Origin of the sequence: Sinorhizobium terangae, assembly GCF_009601505.1 — a bacterium.
Taxonomy (GTDB): Bacteria; Pseudomonadota; Alphaproteobacteria; order Rhizobiales; family Rhizobiaceae; genus Sinorhizobium; species Sinorhizobium terangae.
Genome location: NZ_WITC01000121.1, coordinates 57,890 through 76,540 on the forward strand (window position 1 = coordinate 57,890; position 18,651 = coordinate 76,540).

The following is an 18,651-nucleotide window of genomic DNA, read 5'->3' on the forward strand; positions in this document are numbered from 1 at the left end:
GCGCTTCGATGCCAATCAACATCACGATGCCTGCCCTCTCTCCGACCATGGAAGAAGGCAATCTGGCCAAGTGGCTGGTCAAGGAAGGCGATCAGGTCAAGTCCGGCGACGTCATCGCCGAGATCGAGACCGACAAGGCAACCATGGAAGTGGAAGCCGTCGATGAAGGCACGGTCGCCAAGATCGTCGTGCCGGCCGGCACGGAAGGCGTCAAGGTCAATGCGCTGATCGCCGTTCTGGCGGCTGATGGCGAGGACGTGGCGACGGCAGCGAAGGGCGGCAATGGCGGAAATGGCGCGGCTGCACCGGCACCGGCAGCCAAAGCCGAAGAACCGGCCCCGACGGCACCTGCCGCTGCACCCGCTCCTGCTGCGGCACCGGCCGCGGCGCAGCCGGCAGCATCGGTATCGACTCCCGCCGCAGCCGATGGCAAGCGACTCTTCTCTTCGCCGTTGGCGCGCCGCCTTGCCAAGGAAGCCGGCATTGACCTGTCGGCAATCGCCGGTTCCGGCCCCTATGGCCGCGTCGTCAAGAAGGACGTCGAGGCCGCCGTCGCCGGCGGCGGTGCCAAACCGGCAGCCGCACCTGCGCAAGCGGCTGCACCCGCTCCGGCGGCGCTCGCAAAGGGCATGTCCGAGGACGCCGTGCTCAAGCTCTTCGAGCCGGGTTCCTACGAGCTCGTCCCGCATGACGGCATGCGCAAGACCATTGCCAAGCGCCTGCAGGAATCGAAGCAGACGATCCCGCATTTCTATGTTTCGATCGATTGCCAGCTCGACGCTCTGCTTGCGCTTCGTGCACAGCTCAATGCCGCCGCTCCGGAAAAGGACGGCAAGCCCGTCTACAAGCTCTCGGTCAACGACATGGTGATCAAGGCGCTGGCGCTGGCACTGCGCGACGTTCCGGACGCCAACGTCTCCTGGACCGACTCTAATATGGTCAAGCACAAGCATGCCGATGTCGGTGTTGCTGTCTCGATCCCCGGTGGTCTGATCACACCGATTATCCGCCAGGCGGAGTTGAAGAGCCTTTCGGCCATCTCCAACGAGATGAAGGACTTCGGCAAGCGCGCCAAGGAGCGCAAGCTGAAGCCGGAAGAGTACCAGGGCGGCACCACTGCCGTCTCCAACATGGGCATGATGGGCGTCAAGGACTTTGCCGCCGTCGTCAATCCGCCGCATGCGACGATCCTCGCGGTCGGTGCCGGCGAGGAGCGCGTCATCGTTAAGAACAAGGAGATGGTGATCGCCAACATGATGACCGTCACGCTCTCGACCGACCATCGCTGCGTCGATGGAGCGCTCGGTGCGGAACTGCTCGCCGCCTTCAAGCGCTACATCGAAAATCCGATGGGCATGCTGGTCTGATGCGATCGGGACCGGCTTTTTCGAGCCGGTCCATCCCCCAAAAACGTGGGCACAAGCGATGAAGACAGTCCTTTGTTACGGTGACAGTCTGACCTGGGGCTATGACGCGGGCGGCCTCGGCCGGCACGCGTTGGAGGATCGCTGGCCGAGCGTGCTGCAAAAGGCCCTCGGTGCGGACGTGCACGTCATCGCCGAAGGGCTGAACGGCCGCACGACGGCCTATGACGACCATCTCGCCGATTGCGACCGCAACGGTGCGCGTGTCCTGCCGACCGTGCTCCATAGCCACGCGCCGATCGATCTGATGATCTTCCTGCTCGGCACCAACGACATGAAGCCGGTGATCCACGGCACGGCCTTCGGCGCCGTCAAAGGGATCGCGCGCCTCGTCAACCTCGTCCGGCGGCACGACTGGCCGGTCGAAGCCGAGGAGGGGCCGGATATCCTCATCGTCTCGCCGCCGCCGCTTTGCGAAACCGCCAACAGCGCCTTCGCGGCAATGTATGCGGGCGCTATCGAGCAGTCGGCGATGCTGGCGCCGCTCTATCGCGATCTCGCCGACGAACTCGACTGCGGCTTTTTCGATGCCGGCTCCGTTGCGAAAACCACCCCGCTCGATGGCGTGCATCTCGACGCCGACAACACCCGCGCGATCGGCCGGGGATTGGAACCGGTCGTGCGGATGATGCTCGGGCTCTGACCATGGCGGCTGGCGCGACCCTTAGGCCGGCGAGGCGGGGCGAGGCAGCGGAGCTCGCCGTCCTGATCGACATCGCCTCGCACGGATTTGCCGCGTGGCTCTGGTATGGCGGCGTTATGCGCGGCGTTGCCGAAACGGCGTTCGAGCACGGCCGCAACAAGCTTCGCGAAGATGAGGGGCTAGGTACATGGCGCGACGCGATCGTTGCCGAGGTTGAGGATGAGATCGCGGGTGTAGCCGTCTCCTACGCGATCGATCCCTCCGTCCGCGATATCGAGGCGAAACATCCGGTGCTCGTCCCGTTGCTGGCGTTGCAGAGACAGGTCGTGGGCCATTGGTTCATCGATAGCCTTGGGGTCTACAAGCATCGTCGCGGCGAGGGGATCGGCCGCGCATTGCTGGAGCACGAAATTGCCCGCGCCGGGCCGGCGCCGGTGAGCCTGATCACCGAAAGCCACAATGAAAGGGCTCAGGCACTCTACAGGATCAACGGCTTCGAGGAGGTGGTGCGCATTGAAGCCGTACCGCTCTTCGAAGACAGCAGGAAACACGACTGGGTGCTTTTCACCCGAAAGGTCGCTTGAGACAAAAGGCAGGAAACACATGGCTGAGAATTACGACGTCATCGTTATCGGTTCGGGCCCGGGCGGCTATGTCACCGCCATCCGCTCGGCTCAACTGGGCTTGAAGACAGCCATAGTCGAGCGCGAGCACCTCGGCGGCATCTGCCTCAACTGGGGCTGCATTCCGACCAAGGCGCTCTTGCGCTCGGCCGAAATTCTCGACCATGCCAATCACGCCAAGAACTACGGCCTGACGCTCGAAGGCAAGATGACCGCCAACGTCAAGGAGGTCGTCGGCCGCTCCCGCGCCGTCTCTGCACGGCTGACCGGCGGTGTTGCCTTCCTCATGAAGAAGAACAAGGTCGACGTCATCTGGGGCGAGGCGAAGCTCACCAAGCCCGGCGAGATTATCGTCGGCGCGCCCTCGAAACCGGCGGTCCAGCCGCAAAATCCGGTTCCGAAGGGCGTCAAGGGTGAAGGCACCTATACCGCCAAGCACATCATCATCGCGACTGGCGCCCGGCCGCGCGCACTTCCGGGCATCGAGCCGGACGGCAAGCTGATCTGGACCTACTTCGAGGCGATGAAGCCCGAGGAAATGCCAAAGACCATGCTGGTCATGGGGTCCGGCGCGATCGGCATCGAGTTCGCGAGCTTCTACCGGTCGATGGGCGTCGATGTCACCGTCGTCGAGCTCCTGCCGCAGGTCATGCCGGTCGAGGATGCGGAGATTTCCGCCTTCGCCCGCAAGCAACTCGAAAAGCGCGGCATGAAGATCTTCACTGACGCCAAGGTAACGAAGGTTGAGAAGGGTGCGAACGACGTGACCGCGCATGTCGAAACGAAGGACGGCAAGGTCACGCAGATCAAGGCGGATCGCCTGATTTCCGCTGTCGGCGTGCAGGGCAATATCGAAAATCTTGGCCTTGAAGCGCTGGGCGTCGAGACTAGCCGCGGCTGCATCGTCACCGACGGCTACGGCAAGACGAACGTGGCAGGGATCTATGCGATCGGAGATGTCGCCGGCCCGCCGATGCTCGCGCACAAGGCGGAGCACGAGGGCGTGATATGCGTCGAGAAGATCGCCGGCGTTCCCGGTGTACATGCGCTCGACAAGGGCAAGATCCCGGGCTGCACCTATTGCGACCCGCAGGTTGCCTCCGTGGGCCTTACCGAGGCCAAGGCCAAGGAACTCGGCCGCGAGATCCGCGTCGGCCGCTTCAGCTTCGGTGCCAACGGCAAGGCGATTGCGCTCGGCGAGGACCAGGGTCTCGTCAAGACGATCTTCGACAAGAAGACCGGCGAGCTTTTGGGCGCCCATATGGTCGGCGCCGAAGTGACCGAACTCATCCAGGGTTTCGTTGTCGCCATGAACCTGGAAACAACCGAGGAAGAGCTGATGCACACGATCTTCCCGCATCCGACACTCTCGGAGATGATGAAGGAAAGCGTGCTCGACGCCTACGGCCGGGTATTGAACGCCTGATGACGCTCCGCCGTTCGGAACTTTCGGTCTCTTCACGCATTGAGGGCGCTGCAGCGTTTTCAATGCGGGGAGGTTGTCATGAGCTTGAACGGCGTGGGTATTCTGGCGGCGATCATTATCGGCGGTCTTGCCGGCTGGCTGGCGGAGAAATTCATGAGCAGCGAGATGGGGCTGATCGCGAATATCGTCCTCGGCATCGTCGGTGCCCTTGTGCTGAACTTCATTCTGGCGGCCTTCGGCATGGCCTATACGGGCTGGGTTGCCTATCTCGTTATCGGCTTCATCGGCGCGTGCCTGTTGATCGCGGCGGGCCGCGTCGTCAGACGGTAGGGTCTCCTTCCGCATTCGCCAGTGATCGGGCTGCCATGCAAATGGTGGCCTGACTTTTCATGTCCGGCCATCTATATAAATCGAAAGCGGGCGCGTCGGCGGATGGCCGAAGTCCGATACGATGAAGGAAGAAATATGGTAACGGTTTTCGACGCCGTCTCGGATAGGGCCGAGCGTGTTCGCCACCCGGAAAAGGCGCACAAGCCCGATACGGAAGTTCTGCGCAAGCCGGACTGGATCCGCGTAAAGGCGCCGACGTCGAAGGGATACATGGAAACCCGCTCGATCGTGAAGGGCAACAACCTTGTTACGGTCTGCGAGGAGGCTGGCTGCCCGAACATCGGCGAATGTTGGGACAAGAAGCACGCGACCTTCATGATCATGGGCGAGATCTGCACGCGCGCCTGCGCTTTCTGCAACGTCTCGACCGGTAAGCCGAATGCGCTCGATATGGAGGAGCCGGCCAACGTCGCCAAGGCGGTCAAGCAGATGGGCTTGAGCCACGTCGTGATCACCTCCGTCGACCGCGACGACCTTGATGACGGCGGCGCCGAGCATTTCGAGAAGGTGATCTTCGCGATCCGCGAGGCCTCTCCCGAAACGACCATCGAGATCCTGACGCCCGACTTCCTGCGCAAGCCCGGTGCACTGGAGCGTGTAGTTGCTGCCAAGCCGGACGTCTTCAATCACAATCTCGAAACGGTCGCTTCGAACTATCTGACTGTTCGCCCTGGTGCCCGCTACTTCCATTCTATCCGGCTCCTGCAGCGGGTGAAGGAACTCGATCCGTCCATGTTCACCAAGTCCGGCATCATGGTCGGCCTCGGCGAGGAGCGGAACGAAGTGCTGCAATTGATGGACGATCTGCGCACCGCTGACGTCGACTTCCTGACGATTGGTCAATACCTGCAGCCAACACGCAAGCACCACAAGGTCGAGAAATTCGTAACGCCCGAGGAGTTCAAGTCCTACGAGACGGTCGCCTATACAAAGGGCTTCCTGATGGTTTCCTCGAGCCCGCTGACACGCTCGTCACATCACGCCGGCGATGATTTCGCGCGGCTGAGGGCGGCGCGGGAGAGAAAGCTCCTGGCCGAGGCGGGTAACTGATTTCACTGCTGGTACAAGATAGCCGCGACGTCGCATCGTCGCGGCTCTTTTGTTTGGGGGGCGAGAGTGGCTGACGATTCGACGGACACGGCGGAGGCTGCATCGATTCTCTCGAAGGCAAGACGTGTGTTGGTCATCGGCTGCTCGGGTGGTGGCAAGACGACGCTGGCCCGCAGACTTTCTGAACACTGTGACCTCCCGTTCGTTTCGATGGACAGAGAATTCTTTTGGCTGCCCGGATGGATTTCCAGGACGCGGGAGGAACAAAGAAACCTCATCGTCGCCAAGGTGGCCGAAGCGCGGTGGGTCATGGACGGGACCAACCCGACGACCTTCGATCTGCGATTACCCCGCGCCGACATCGTGCTCTGGGTGAGGATGCCGCGCTTGCTATGCCTGATAGGGGTGACGCGGCGTTGGCTGAAATGGCGTGGGGCCTCACGGCCGGAAATGGCCGAGGGATGTCCGGAGCGGGTGAGTTGGGAGTTCGTCCGCTACATCTGGACATTCGAGCGCAAGTTCGTTCCTCGCATCGAGAACGGCCTGCGGGAGCACGGGCCTGGCGTCCCAGTCCTGCAGATAAGAAGCCGGGCACAAATGCGCACACTGCTTGAACTTCTCGCAGCACGCGCTTAACTGCAAGTCATGCCGCACTTCGAAACAAACCATGTCGTCAAGCACTCGGCCGATCAGATGTTCGATCTTGTCGCCGACGTCGAGCGCTATCCGCAGTTTCTGCCGCTTTGCGAGGCTTTGAGCGTGCGCTCACGCAAGGAGCGCGATGGCAAGGTATTGCTGCTGGCCGACATGACGGTCGGTTACAAGGCAATTCGCGAGACCTTCACGACCCAGGTTCTGCTCAACAAGTCCGCGCGGACGATCGATGTCAGTTATATCGACGGACCATTCAAATATCTCGACAACGGGTGGCGCTTCGAGCCGACCAGCGACAAGCTGTCGATCGTACATTTTGACATCGATTACGAATTCAAGAGCAGGCTTCTTGGCGCCTTGATGGGCTCCATGTTTGACCGGGCATTCCGCATGTTTTCCGAAGCCTTCGAAATGCGCGCCGACGAGGTCTACGCTTGATGAGAGATGGCTTCGATGAGCTCGAACGCGGTTCTGACCGCTGACATTCGAACCACGTCGCGGCCGACGTCGCCATAGCGCATCTCCCGGTGAAGCGTCGCGCCATTCCGGCTCGCTGCCGCGAAGTACACGAGCCCTACCGGTTTCTCCACCGAGCCACCGCCGGGGCCGGCGACCCCCGTTACGGCGACGGCAATATCCGCCCCTGAATGGGAGACGGCGCCGCGTGCCATTTCGACGGCGGTCTCGCGCGAGACGGCGCCGTGGGCGGCAAGCGTCGCGAGTTCGATCCCAAGCATCTGTATCTTCGCGTCGTTGGAATAGGTGACGAAACCGCGGTCGACGACGAGCGACGAGCCGGCAACTTCCGTCAACGCACCCGCAATCAGGCCACCGGTACAGGACTCCGCCGTCGCGAGCTTCAGGTTGCGTGCGGTAAGATCCGTGATGATCTCCCGCGCTTTCTGCTCTATATCGGCCGGCCACATCATGGGTTCCTCCCCGGAGTATAGACGACCGTTGCCGTGGCGATTGCCGCGATGCCTTCGTTGCGGCCGATGAAGCCGAGCTGTTCGTTGGTGGTCGCCTTGATCGAGCAGCGGTCGATGGTGACGCCGAGCATTGCTGCTAGGTTCTCTCGCATCTGCTGGCGGTGCGGCCCGACCTTGGGCGCTTCGGCGATCAGCGATATGTCCGCATTGGTGATGATGCCGCCACACTCCCGCACGATCCGCGCCGCGTGCTCCAGAAAGATGCGGGACGGCGCGCCCTTCCACTGCGGATCCGACGGCGGGAAGTGATCGCCGATATCGCCGGCGCCGCAGGTCGCGAGAAGCGCGTCGGTCAGTGCATGGAGCGCGACGTCGGCATCCGAATGGCCGGAGAGTTTGCGGTCGTGCGGGATGAATACGCCGCAAAGGGTGACGCCGTCGCCTTCGACGAGTTGGTGGACATCGTAGCCATTGCCGGTGCGCACGTCGGGAATCGCGCTGCCTTTGAGCCTTTCGTCCGCCATCGAAATATCCCTCTGCAAGGTTAGCTTGATGTTGTCCACCATACCCTCGACGAGGACAACGGGAATACCGGCCCATTCGGCAATGGAGGCGTCATCAGTAAAATCCGCTCGCGCATCAGCCTTGGCGGCGCGGTGCGCGGAGAGAATCGCCTCCAACGTGAAGCACTGCGGTGTCTGTGCCGCATAGAGGTTACTCCGCGCGACCGTCTCCTGCACGACGCCATTTGCGCCGGCCCGCTTCAATGTGTCCGCGACCGCGATCGCCGGCAGGACCGCATCGGCACCGCTGAGCAGTGCTAGACGGCAACGATCGAGCAGGGCGTGATCTGCAAACGGGCGCACCGCGTCGTGGATCATCACGTACTTGGCCCCGGCAGCAGCAATAGCCTCCAGGCCTGCAAGGACCGAAAGTTGACGTGTCGCTCCTCCGTGTACCACGGTCAAATCGGCTGGCCTGGGCACGTGCTTCAGAGCCGCGGCAAGCAATTCCGCATCGTCCGGGTGGATGACGATGACGATCGGTCCCGTTCCCGCCCATGTCGCGAAAGTGTCAAGCGTATGCGCGATAACGGGGCGGCCGCCGATCGCACGGTACTGCTTCGGCCCCTCGGCCGATTGGCCGGCGCGCTCGCCGCGGCCGCCCGCGACGATGACGATACCACAGGAGAACTGTTCTTCAGGCTGCATCTTATGTATGTGGTCCCGAATTTCGCCGCTCTTCGCCGTGATCTACCGCGAAGGCCCCGCCATTGCCAGCCCGGCCGTTACCGGCCATGCGGGGAATTTTGTCGAAGGCGTGGAAATCGCTTGGCAAGCCGAATAACAATGTCTAAAAATAGTGCAAGAAGAACATGTGCCTGAAAGATATGCATTTGCCACCATCGGCCCTGTCATCCTCGCTCCGGATCGGGAAAGTTGAAATCCGCAACCGGGTGGCGCTCGCGCCGATGTCGGGGGTGACGGACTTGCCTTTCCGCACGCTCGCCTGGCGCTTCGGCGCCGGATTTGTGGTGACGGAAATGGTCGCCAGCCGCGAACTGGTCTGCAACGCCGCCGAATCCTGGGTGCGGCTGAAGAACTCCGGCATCGAACCGCATATCGTCCAGCTCGCGGGCCGTGAGGCGCACTGGATGGCGGAAGCTGCAAGGATCGTCGAGGCGAACGGCGCCGACGTTGTCGACATCAACATGGGCTGCCCGGCCAAGAAGGTGACCGGCGGCTATTCCGGTTCGGCACTGATGCGCGACCCAGATCATGCCTTGTCGCTAATCGAAGCGACCGTCAGGGCTGTTTCGGTGCCGGTTACGCTGAAGATGCGCCTCGGATGGGATGAAAATACAATCAATGCTCCATTGATCGCCCGGAGGGCCGAAGAGGCGGGTGTGCAGGCCATCACGATCCACGGCCGCACCCGGATGCAATTTTACAGCGGCAAGGCGGATTGGGACGCGATCCATGCGGTACGTGATGTCATCTCGGTCCCGCTGATCGCCAATGGCGACGTCGATACGGTGGCGGACGCCACCGAAATCCTGCGCCGGTCGGGTGCGGATGCCGTGATGGTCGGGCGCTCATCGCAGGGACGGCCATGGCATGCCGGTGTTCTCGCCGGCACGCGTCTTCACCCCGATGCATCGGAGATCGCGCAAATCTTCGCCGAGCACTACGCCATGATGCTCGAATTTTATGGGCTTCAGATTGGCCTCCGGCACGCCCGCAAGCATGTCGGCTGGTACATCGAGCGTTTCGCGCCGGACCTCTCGTCCGGGGACAAGGCGGCGATCCTGACGTCAACCGATCCGGCTCTGGTTAGTGATCGCGTCGCCGCCGCGATCGCAAATCGCGATGTCGCACCGGCTAATGAGGAGATGGCGGCATGACGGACAAGGCAATGGCAATGGAGCCGACAGGAGATGCGAACGATCTTTCCATGGCGGTGCTGAACGCGATCCAGAACCCCGTCATCCTGGTCGATGAAAGCGGCCTTGTGGCCTTTGCCAATTGGGAGGCCGAGTCCTTCTTCGGCGCTAGCGCCAATCACCTCGCCCGCCACAATATCAGCGCCTTCATTCCATTCGGCAGTCCGCTCCTGACTCTGATCGACCAGGTCCGCGAGCGACGGGCGCCCGTAAACGAATACCGGGTCGATCTGAGTTCGCCGCGCCTCGGCGCCGACAAGCTCGTCGACCTCTATGTCGCGCCGGTTCTTTCGACGCCAGGATCTGTGGTCATCGTCTTCCAGGAGCGCTCGATGGCCGACAAGATCGATCGGCAATTGACGCACCGAGGCGCTGCGCGATCAGTGACTGGTCTCGCCTCGATGTTGGCCCACGAGATCAAGAACCCGCTCTCCGGCATTCGCGGTGCCGCGCAGCTTCTCGAGACGTCCGTCAATGACGAGGACCGGGCGCTGACGCGGCTGATCTGCGACGAGACGGACCGCATCGTATCGCTCGTCGATCGTATGGAGGTCTTCTCTGACGAGCGGCCTGTTGATCGCGTTCCGCTCAATATCCATTCCGTGCTTGATCACGTGAAGGCGATCGCCAAGGCCGGCTTTGCCCGCGGGATCAAGATTTCGGAGAACTACGATCCGTCGCTGCCACCAGTTTATGCCAATCGCGACCAGCTTGTTCAGGTGTTCCTCAATCTGATCAAGAATGCCGCCGAGGCGATCGGCGATCGTGCGGATGGCGAGATCATCCTGACGACGGCCTATCGCCCCGGCATTCGCCTTTCGGTTGCCGGCACCCGCGAAAAGATCTCGTTGCCGCTGGAGTTCTGCGTGCACGACAATGGACCGGGCGTGCCCACGGATCTGCTGCCGCATCTTTTTGACCCCTTCATCACCACGAAGACCAACGGCTCGGGCCTCGGCCTGGCGCTCGTCGCCAAGATCATCGGCGGCCACGGCGGCATCGTCGAGTGCGACAGCCAGCACAACCGCACCACCTTCCGCGTTCTGATGCCGGCGTCCAAGGGACTGGCGGCCGATGATGACGAAATTCCGATGACAAAAGGAAACATTGCATGACGGCAGCTACGATCCTCGTCGCGGATGACGACGCCGCCATCCGCACCGTGCTCAACCAGGCCTTGAGCCGCGCCGGCTATGATGTGCGCATCACCTCCAATGCGGCGACGCTGTGGCGCTGGATTGCTGCCGGCGACGGCGATCTGGTCGTAACTGACGTCGTCATGCCGGACGAGAACGCCTTCGATCTCCTGCCGCGGATCAAAAAGGCGAGGCCGGATCTGCCCGTGCTCGTGATGAGCGCGCAGAACACGTTCATGACGGCTATCAAGGCGTCCGAAAAGGGAGCCTACGACTACCTGCCGAAGCCCTTCGATCTGACGGAAATGATCGGCATCATCGGCCGGGCGCTCGCCGAACCAAAGCGCCGTCCCTCCAGGATCGACGACGATTCACAGGACGGCATGCCGCTCGTCGGTCGCTCGGCCGCCATGCAGGAAATCTACCGCGTGCTCGCGCGGTTGATGCAGACCGACCTGACACTGATGATCACGGGGGAATCGGGAACCGGCAAGGAACTGGTCGCGCGAGCCTTGCACGACTATGGCAAGCGCAGGAATGGCCCCTTCGTCGCGATCAACATGGCGGCGATCCCGCGCGACCTTATCGAATCGGAGCTGTTCGGGCACGAGAAGGGCGCCTTTACCGGCGCCCAGACCCGCTCTACCGGCCGTTTCGAGCAGGCCGAAGGCGGGACGCTCTTCCTCGATGAAATCGGCGACATGCCGATGGACGCCCAGACCAGGCTGCTGCGCGTGTTGCAGCAGGGCGAATACACAACGGTTGGCGGGCGAACGCCGATCCGTTCAGATGTGCGGATCGTCGCCGCGACGAACAAGGATCTGAAACAGTCGATCAATCAAGGGCTTTTCCGCGAAGACCTCTACTATCGCTTGAACGTCGTGCCGCTGCGCTTGCCGCCGCTGAGAGACAGAGCGGAGGATATCCCGGATCTTGTCCGCCATTTCGTTCAGCAGGCCGAAAAGGAAGGGTTGGATGTCAAGCGTTTCGACCAGGAAGCGCTGGAACTGATGAAGACGCATCCGTGGCCCGGCAATGTGCGAGAGCTCGAAAATCTCGTGCGGAGGCTGACGGCGCTCTATCCACAGGATGTGATCACCAAGGAGATCATCGAGAACGAGTTGCGTTCCGAGATTCCTGACAGCCCGATCGAGAAGTCGGCGACCCGTTCGGGGTCGATGTCGATCTCCCAGGCGGTCGAGGAGAATATGAGGCAGTATTTTGCCAGTTTCGGCGATGCCCTGCCGCCGTCAGGCCTCTATGACCGGGTGCTCGCGGAGATGGAATATCCATTGATCCTCGCAGCCCTGACGGCGACCCGCGGCAACCAGATCAAGGCCGCCGACCTCCTCGGCCTCAACCGAAACACGCTGCGCAAGAAGATTCGCGAACTTGGGGTCTCCGTCTACCGCAGCTCACGCAGTGCTTGACTGAGATGCAACACCGTTGCATTTTCGCCACAATGCGTTGCTTGAACGTCCGATAGTCGATTCGTTGCGTCGTCATTGGAGACGACCCAACCGATCGAGGCACGCCGATGCTGTTTGGGGTTGGGCGTTACGGTCAGTTTCTTTGACTCGCTAAAGTTCGCGTTTGCCGGCGCCGTCGGGCGCCGGTTTGGGGGAAGCGTTTTACATGGTGGACGGAATGGCCCTGCCATTGGGCACAGAGGACAGGGTCGCAACTGTCCAGGATCGGCGGGCGTCCTTCGCGCTGCCCGGATTGATGCTCGCCACCGGCGCGCTGATCTGTGCCACCTTGTCGCTGCTCGTTCTTCTCGGCCTGACACCCATTCGGCCGGAACGAAACATCGTCATTGCCTGCGCGGGCGTCAACGGCGTCTTCGTTGTCGGTCTGATCTACCTGATCGCGCGAGAAATCCTCAGACTGCTGCGGGCGCGCAGCAAGGGAAGAGCGGCGGCACGGCTGCATGTGCGCATCGTCGCGCTATTTTCCATCGTCGCGATAACGCCGGCCATTCTGGTCGCAATCTTTGCCAGCATCACGCTTGATGTCGGGCTCGATCGCTGGTTCTCGCTGCGCACCCAGGCGATTGTGCGCTCGTCGCTGAACGTTGCGCAGGCTTACGTCCTCGAGAATGCGAGCTACCTGCAAGGCCAGACAGTATCTATGGCCAACGACCTCGAGCGCAACCGGCAGCTTTACAGCCTCGATCGCACCGGCTTCACCGAATTGATGACGCGGCAGGCGAGGGGGCGCGGCATGCTTGGTGCCTTCCTGGTGCGCGCTGACGGTAGCGCCATCCTTCAAGCCAATATCTCGACGGAAAAGCCGCTGCCTGCCATTCCTGCCGATGCGCTCAAAAGCACGGTTTCCGGCCAGCCGACGCTTATTCCTCCCGGCGTGACCAACCTCGTCGGCGCTGTCATTCCGCTCGACAATATACCGGGAACCTATCTCTACACGGTTCGCAACGTCGATCCCGAAGTGATGCGTTCGATGCGGCTGATGGAGGAGAACACGGCCGAATACAAGGCCCTTGAAGCGGGGCGCACCTCGCTTCAGATCGCCTTCGGCGTGCTCTATATCGGCTTTGCCCTCATCGTTCTCTTGGCGGCGATCTGGACGGCGATAGCCGTTGCCGACCGTATCGTGCGGCCGATCCGGCAACTGATCGGCGCCGCAGACAGCGTTGCATCCGGCAACCTCGATGTGGTCGTTCCGGTGCGCGCCGTCGATGGCGACGTGGGCAACCTGTCGCGCACCTTCAACAAGATGGTCACCGAGATCCGCACGCAGCAGCAGCAGATCCTGGTAGCGAAGGACGAAGTGGACCAGCGCCGCCGCTTCATCGAGGCGGTGCTTTCCGGTGTCACCACGGCGGTTATCGGCGTCGGCAAGGATCGTCGCATCACGATTGCCAATCCTTCGTCGGAAGAGTTCCTGCGGAAGTCGGCGCCGGGACTGCTGGGCGCAAGCCTGAGCGAGGTCGCGCCGGAGATCGACGCGGTGCTGATCGAGGCGGAAAGCCGCTATCGCAACGATTACCGCAAGCAGATCAATATTATGCGCGGCGGGACCGAGCGCACGCTGAATGTCCAGGTGACGCGTGAGGAAGGCGACGAGTCGCATGGTTCCTACGTCATCACCATCGACGACATCACCGATCTGGTGATTGCGCAGCGGTCTACCGCATGGGCCGACGTGGCCCGCCGCATCGCGCACGAGATCAAGAATCCGCTGACACCGATCCAGCTTTCGGCCGAACGTCTGCGGCGCCGTTACGGCAAGCAGATCGACCAGCAGGACCGGGCGGTATTCGACCAGTGCACGGATACCATCGTGCGCCAGGTGGAGGACATCGGCCGGATGGTCGACGAATTTTCCGCCTTTGCGCGGATGCCGAAGCCGACGAAGGAAAAATCCGATCTGCGATCGATCCTCAAGGATGCCGTCTTCCTTCGCGAGATGGGCAACAACCACATCACCTTCGTCCGCGACTTCGGCGACGAGCCGCTCGAAGGCCAGTTCGACGGCCGCATGCTCGGCCAGGCCTTCGGCAACATCGTCAAAAACGCGGTAGAGGCGATCGAGGCAGTCCCTGCCGGAACGTCGCGGGGGGCGCCGACCATCGTCGTCCGCTCCCGCCGCGAAGGCGCTTCCGGCCGCTTCGTTGTCGATGTGATCGACAACGGCAAGGGGCTGCCGACAGAGAACCGGCACAGAATTCTGGAGCCATACATGACGATGCGCGAAAAGGGCACCGGTCTCGGTCTCGCAATCGTCAAGAAGATCATCGAGGACCATGGCGGACAATTGGAACTGCACGACGCACCGGTCGATTTCGACGGCGGCGTCGGGGCAATGATCCGCGTGATCCTGCCGCCTGCCGGCGAAACCGGGGGCGAAGGTACTGTAAAGGACAAGGGTAATACCAATGGCGGCTGATATTCTGGTTGTGGACGATGAGGAGGATATCCGGGAGATCGTCTCGGGGATCCTGTCGGACGAAGGTCACGAGACCCGGACGGCTTTCGACAGCGACAGTGCGCTTGCGGCGATCAACGATCGCGTGCCGCGATTGGTCTTCCTGGACATCTGGATGCAGGGCAGTCGCCTCGACGGACTGGCGCTGCTCGACGAGATCAAGAGCCGCCATCCCGACCTGCCGGTGGTGATGATTTCCGGTCACGGCAACATCGAAACGGCCGTTTCCGCCATCAAGCGCGGGGCTTACGATTTCATCGAAAAACCGTTCAAGGCCGACCGGCTGATCCTGATAGCCGAGCGGGCGCTGGAGAATTCCAAACTCAAGCGCGAAGTCTCGGAATTGAAGAAGAAGTCCGGCGATCCGGTAGAACTCATCGGAACATCCGTCGCCGTGTCGCAGTTGCGGCAGACGATCGAGAAGGTGGCGCCGACCAACAGCCGGATCATGATCCAGGGACCTTCGGGTTCCGGCAAGGAACTCGTGGCGCGCATGATCCACCGCAAGTCCACGCGTGCATCCGGACCGTTCGTTGCGCTGAACGCCGCGGCGATCACCCCGGATCGCATGGAAGTCGCGCTTTTCGGTACGGAAGGCACTCCCGGCCAGCCGCGCCGCACAGGCGCGCTCGAAGAAGCCCATGGCGGCATTCTTTATCTCGACGAAATCGGCGAGATGCCGCGGGAAACGCAAAACAAGATCCTGCGTGTGCTGGTCGACCAGCAGTTCGAGCGTGTCGGTGGTTCCAAGCGCGTCAAGGTGGATGTGCGCATCATCTCCTCGACCGCCTACAATCTCGAGAACATGATTTCCGAGGGGCTTTTCCGCGAGGACCTGTTTCACCGGCTGGCGGTGATTCCGGTACGCGTTCCGGCCCTTGCCGAACGACGCGAGGACATTCCATTCCTTGTGGATATGTTCATGCGCCAGGTGAGCGAGCAGGCCGGCATCCGCCCGCGCAAGATCGGCGAGGACGCGCTCGCCGTTCTTCAGGCGCATGATTGGCCGGGCAATATCCGCCAGTTGCGCAACAATATTGAGCGCCTGATGATCCTCGCCCGCAGCGATGGGCCAGATACGCCGATCACCGCCGACATGCTGCCGACCGAGGTCGGGGACACCCTGCCCAAGATTTCCGCACAGGGTGACCAGCACATCATGACCTTGCCGTTGCGCGAGGCCCGTGAAATGTTCGAGCGCGATTATCTGATCGCTCAGATCAACCGATTCGGCGGAAACATCTCGCGCACGGCGGAGTTCGTCGGAATGGAACGTTCCGCGCTTCATCGCAAGCTGAAGTCGCTGGGCGTCTGATCCGGGGGCGGCTCGCGGCGTGTTTGCCGCTGTAGCTTGTGGAATGAAGGAACGGCGATGAAAGTGGTCATATGCGGCGCTGGACAGGTCGGCTACGGGATTGCCGAGCGCCTGTCACAGGAAAACAACGACGTCTCGGTGATCGATACGTCCGCCGCGCTGATCGCCCATATCACTGAAACGCTGGATGTGCGCGGCTATGTCGGCCACGGCGCGCATCCGGATGTGTTGGCGAGAGCCGGTGCCGACCAGGCTGACATGATCATCGCTGTCACATTGTACGACGAGGTCAATATCGTGGCCTGCGAGGTAGCGCATGCGATCTTCAATGTGCCGACCAAGGTCGCCCGCATTCGCGCACAGAACTATCTCGCACCGGAATATTCGGACCTCTTTTCCCGGGAGAATGTCCCGATCGACGTGACGATTTCGCCGGAAATCGAAGTGGGCCGTCTTGTTCTTCGGCGTATTTCCTTCCCGGGTGCCACCGATGTGGTCCGCTTCGCCGAGGATCGCATCGCCATGATCGCGATCGAGTGCATGGAAGACTGCCCCGTTGTGGACACTCCACTACAGCAGTTAAGCGAGCTTTTTCCGGATCTTCTGGCCACCGTTACGGGTATCTTCCGAAACGGAAAACTGATCGTTCCGCATTCCTCCGATCAATTGCAGACGGGCGATCTCGCCTACGTCGTTTGCGACCGGGACCATGTCCGCCGCACGCTGGGGCTTTTCGGACACGAAGAGCAGGAGGCGCGGCGGATCATCATCATGGGCGGCGGCAATATCGGCTATTTCGTCGCGCGCATGATCGAGGAGCAGCAGCCCCGGATGCGTGTCAAGCTCATCGAGAATGATCGCGACCGGGCCGTGCAGCTGGCCGACAAGCTGAACAACACCGTCGTCCTGCATGGCTCGGCCATGGACCAGAGGATCCTGATGCAGGCGGACGTTCAGGATGCCGATCTCGTGGTCGCCCTCACCAATAACGATCAGATCAACATTCTCGGCAGCATGATGGGCAAGCGGCTGGGCGCGAAGTCGACGCTGGTGCTGATCAACGAGCCGGCTTACCAGGATTTCGCCGGCACGGCCGGTGTCGATGCGCATATCAACCCGCGAGCCGTCACCATCTCCCGCGTCCTGCAGCATGTCAGGAAAGGCCGCATCCGATCGGTCTACGCGGTGCAGAGTGGCCAGGCAGAAGTGATCGAGGCCGAAGCACTCGAGACCTCGCCGATGGTCGGCAAGGCCCTGCGCGAGCTCGAATTGCCGGAGGGGATCCGCATTGGAGCGCTCTATCGCGACAGGACTTTCATTCGGCCTGACGGCAATACGAGGATAAAGGCGAAGGATCGCGTCGTGCTTTTTGCAGCCGCCGACGCGGTGCGTCATGTCGAACAGCTTTTCCGAGTCAGCATCCAATATTTCTGAGGTCTCGCCCCAAATGCCGCGAATTGCTTATGTCAACGGCGCCTACGTGCCGCATTCCGAAGCCGCCATTCACGTCGAAGATCGCGGCTACCAGTTCGCGGACGGAGTCTACGAGGTTTGCGAGATCCGTCACGGCTTCATCGTGGACCTCAGTCGGCATTTGGATCGCCTGGACCGATCGCTCAGGGAATTGCGGATCGCCTGGCCGATGAGCCGAGCGGCGCTGATCCACGTCATTCGCGAGGTATCGCGCAGGAACCGGGTGCGCAACGGGCTTTTCTATCTGCAAGTGACGCGGGGCGTGGCACGGCGCGATCATGTCTTCCCGGCAAACGACACACCACCATCACTCGTCGTCACGGCCAAGCGGACGGATGCCACCGCAATCGCGAAGAAGAATGCGGACGGGATCGAGGCGATCACGGTGCCGGAAAATCGTTGGGATCGGGTCGACATCAAGTCAGTCGGCCTTCTGCCGAACGTGCTTGCGCGCCAGAAGGCGAAGGAACTCGGAGCTCAGGAGGCAATTTTCGTCGATACCGACGGCCTCGTCAAAGAGGGAGCGGCGACCAATGTCTGGATCGTTGATGGCGACGGAACCCTGCGCACGCGTCCGGCGGAGCACGGCATCCTGCGCGGCATAACGCGCACGACGCTGATGGACGTGGCGAAGGCGCTTGGCCTGAAGATCGAGGAAAAGGCGTTTTCGGTGGAGGAGATGTACGCTGCGCGCGAAGTCTTCGTTACTGCCGCGACGAGCATCTGTTTTCCGGTCGTTTCCGTCGACGGCAAGACGATCAGCAATGGTCATCCGGGAAGCATAGCACAGAATATTCGCGAGGCCTTTTTCGACATTGCGGAAAAGACATTGATTTGATACCAAACTTGATGGGGTGTCGGGGACGGATACTGTGACGCCTCAAAACGCAGAATCTGACAAAAATGCACCGGCGCCAAAAAGGCCGGCAAATAAGAAAGAAGCGGCGCGATGGCGGAACGTTCTCAAAACTTGCAGGATCTCTTTCTCAATACGGTCCGCAAGCAAAAGATTTCATTGACCATTTTCCTGATCAATGGCGTCAAATTGACAGGCGTGGTCACATCTTTTGACAATTTCTGTGTATTGCTGCGCCGTGACGGCCATTCTCAGCTCGTCTACAAGCACGCCATCTCGACAATCATGCCGGGTCAGCCGCTGCAGATGTTCGAGAACGAGGAAGCCGCATCCTGACGGAA

Annotated in this window: 18 protein-coding genes; 16 read left to right on the forward strand and 2 right to left on the reverse strand. The window is 61.5% G+C overall.

Annotated features, from left to right (window positions below):
• Positions 1-8 precede the first annotated feature (8 nt).
• From GHK62_RS28595 to GHK62_RS28630, 8 genes are all read left to right on the forward strand, one after another.
• Positions 9-1,367 carry a pyruvate dehydrogenase complex dihydrolipoamide acetyltransferase gene (locus GHK62_RS28595; RefSeq protein ID WP_153442322.1) on the forward strand — a complete coding sequence of 453 codons (1,359 nt, stop codon included), beginning with the start codon at positions 9-11 and terminating at the stop codon, positions 1,365-1,367.
• 58 nt (positions 1,368-1,425) lie between these two features.
• Positions 1,426-2,067: an SGNH/GDSL hydrolase family protein gene (locus GHK62_RS28600; RefSeq protein WP_153442323.1), complete on the forward strand. Its 642-nt coding sequence runs from the start codon at positions 1,426-1,428 to the stop codon at positions 2,065-2,067.
• Between the two features lie 2 nt (positions 2,068-2,069).
• Positions 2,070-2,651: a GNAT family N-acetyltransferase gene (locus tag GHK62_RS28605; RefSeq protein WP_153442324.1), complete on the forward strand. Its 582-nt coding sequence runs from the start codon at positions 2,070-2,072 to the stop codon at positions 2,649-2,651.
• A 19-nt stretch (positions 2,652-2,670) separates the two neighbouring features.
• Complete coding sequence (lpdA, locus tag GHK62_RS28610; RefSeq protein ID WP_153442325.1) at positions 2,671-4,116, forward strand: dihydrolipoyl dehydrogenase; 1,446 nt, start codon at positions 2,671-2,673, stop codon at positions 4,114-4,116.
• Between the two features lie 78 nt (positions 4,117-4,194).
• On the forward strand, positions 4,195-4,446 hold the full coding sequence (locus GHK62_RS28615) for a GlsB/YeaQ/YmgE family stress response membrane protein (RefSeq protein ID WP_153442326.1): 252 nt from the start codon (positions 4,195-4,197) through the stop codon (positions 4,444-4,446).
• A gap of 135 nt (positions 4,447-4,581) precedes the next feature.
• Positions 4,582-5,556: a lipoyl synthase gene (lipA, locus tag GHK62_RS28620; protein ID WP_153442327.1), complete on the forward strand. Its 975-nt coding sequence runs from the start codon at positions 4,582-4,584 to the stop codon at positions 5,554-5,556.
• Positions 5,557-5,622: 66 nt separating this feature from the next.
• Positions 5,623-6,192: a P-loop NTPase family protein gene (locus GHK62_RS28625; RefSeq protein WP_184108811.1), complete on the forward strand. Its 570-nt coding sequence runs from the start codon at positions 5,623-5,625 to the stop codon at positions 6,190-6,192.
• 9 nt (positions 6,193-6,201) lie between these two features.
• On the forward strand, positions 6,202-6,648 hold the full coding sequence (locus GHK62_RS28630) for a type II toxin-antitoxin system RatA family toxin (protein WP_153442328.1): 447 nt from the start codon (positions 6,202-6,204) through the stop codon (positions 6,646-6,648).
• On the opposite strand, the gene GHK62_RS28635 is transcribed toward GHK62_RS28630, so the two are convergent.
• Positions 6,639-7,136: a CinA family protein gene (locus tag GHK62_RS28635; RefSeq protein ID WP_153442416.1), complete on the reverse strand. Its 498-nt coding sequence runs from the start codon at positions 7,134-7,136 to the stop codon at positions 6,639-6,641. The genes GHK62_RS28630 and GHK62_RS28635 overlap by 10 nt on opposite strands.
• Positions 7,136-8,350 carry a bifunctional 2-C-methyl-D-erythritol 4-phosphate cytidylyltransferase/2-C-methyl-D-erythritol 2,4-cyclodiphosphate synthase gene (locus GHK62_RS28640; protein ID WP_153442329.1) on the reverse strand — a complete coding sequence of 405 codons (1,215 nt, stop codon included), beginning with the start codon at positions 8,348-8,350 and terminating at the stop codon, positions 7,136-7,138. The genes GHK62_RS28635 and GHK62_RS28640 overlap by 1 nt, the downstream gene beginning before the upstream one ends.
• A 164-nt stretch (positions 8,351-8,514) precedes the next feature.
• Here GHK62_RS28640 and dusB point away from each other — a divergent pair, with 164 nt between their 5' ends.
• The 8 genes from dusB (at position 8,515) to hfq (ending at position 18,646) form a co-directional block, all read left to right on the forward strand.
• Entirely contained in the window at positions 8,515-9,543 is a 1,029-nt protein-coding gene (gene dusB, locus GHK62_RS28645) for a tRNA dihydrouridine synthase DusB (RefSeq protein ID WP_153442330.1), read from the forward strand.
• On the forward strand, positions 9,540-10,697 hold the full coding sequence (locus GHK62_RS28650; RefSeq protein ID WP_153442331.1) for a two-component system sensor histidine kinase NtrB: 1,158 nt from the start codon (positions 9,540-9,542) through the stop codon (positions 10,695-10,697). Before dusB ends, GHK62_RS28650 begins: the two co-directional genes overlap by 4 nt.
• Positions 10,694-12,148 carry a nitrogen regulation protein NR(I) gene (ntrC, locus tag GHK62_RS28655; RefSeq protein ID WP_153442332.1) on the forward strand — a complete coding sequence of 485 codons (1,455 nt, stop codon included), beginning with the start codon at positions 10,694-10,696 and terminating at the stop codon, positions 12,146-12,148. Before GHK62_RS28650 ends, ntrC begins: the two co-directional genes overlap by 4 nt.
• Positions 12,149-12,353: 205 nt before the next feature.
• Complete coding sequence (locus tag GHK62_RS28660) at positions 12,354-14,627, forward strand: sensor histidine kinase NtrY-like (protein WP_153442333.1); 2,274 nt, start codon at positions 12,354-12,356, stop codon at positions 14,625-14,627.
• Positions 14,617-15,981 carry a two-component system response regulator NtrX gene (gene ntrX / locus GHK62_RS28665; RefSeq protein ID WP_153442334.1) on the forward strand — a complete coding sequence of 455 codons (1,365 nt, stop codon included), beginning with the start codon at positions 14,617-14,619 and terminating at the stop codon, positions 15,979-15,981. Before GHK62_RS28660 ends, ntrX begins: the two co-directional genes overlap by 11 nt.
• Before the next feature lie 57 nt (positions 15,982-16,038).
• Positions 16,039-17,415, forward strand: coding sequence for a Trk system potassium transporter TrkA (gene trkA, locus GHK62_RS28670; protein WP_153442335.1), 1,377 nt, complete (start codon positions 16,039-16,041; stop codon positions 17,413-17,415).
• Positions 17,416-17,428: 13 nt separating this feature from the next.
• Positions 17,429-18,292, forward strand: a complete 864-nt coding sequence (locus GHK62_RS28675; protein ID WP_153442336.1) for a D-amino-acid transaminase — start codon at positions 17,429-17,431, stop codon at positions 18,290-18,292.
• A gap of 111 nt (positions 18,293-18,403) precedes the next feature.
• Positions 18,404-18,646: an RNA chaperone Hfq gene (gene hfq, locus GHK62_RS28680; protein ID WP_003535434.1), complete on the forward strand. Its 243-nt coding sequence runs from the start codon at positions 18,404-18,406 to the stop codon at positions 18,644-18,646.
• Positions 18,647-18,651: the final 5 nt, after the last annotated feature.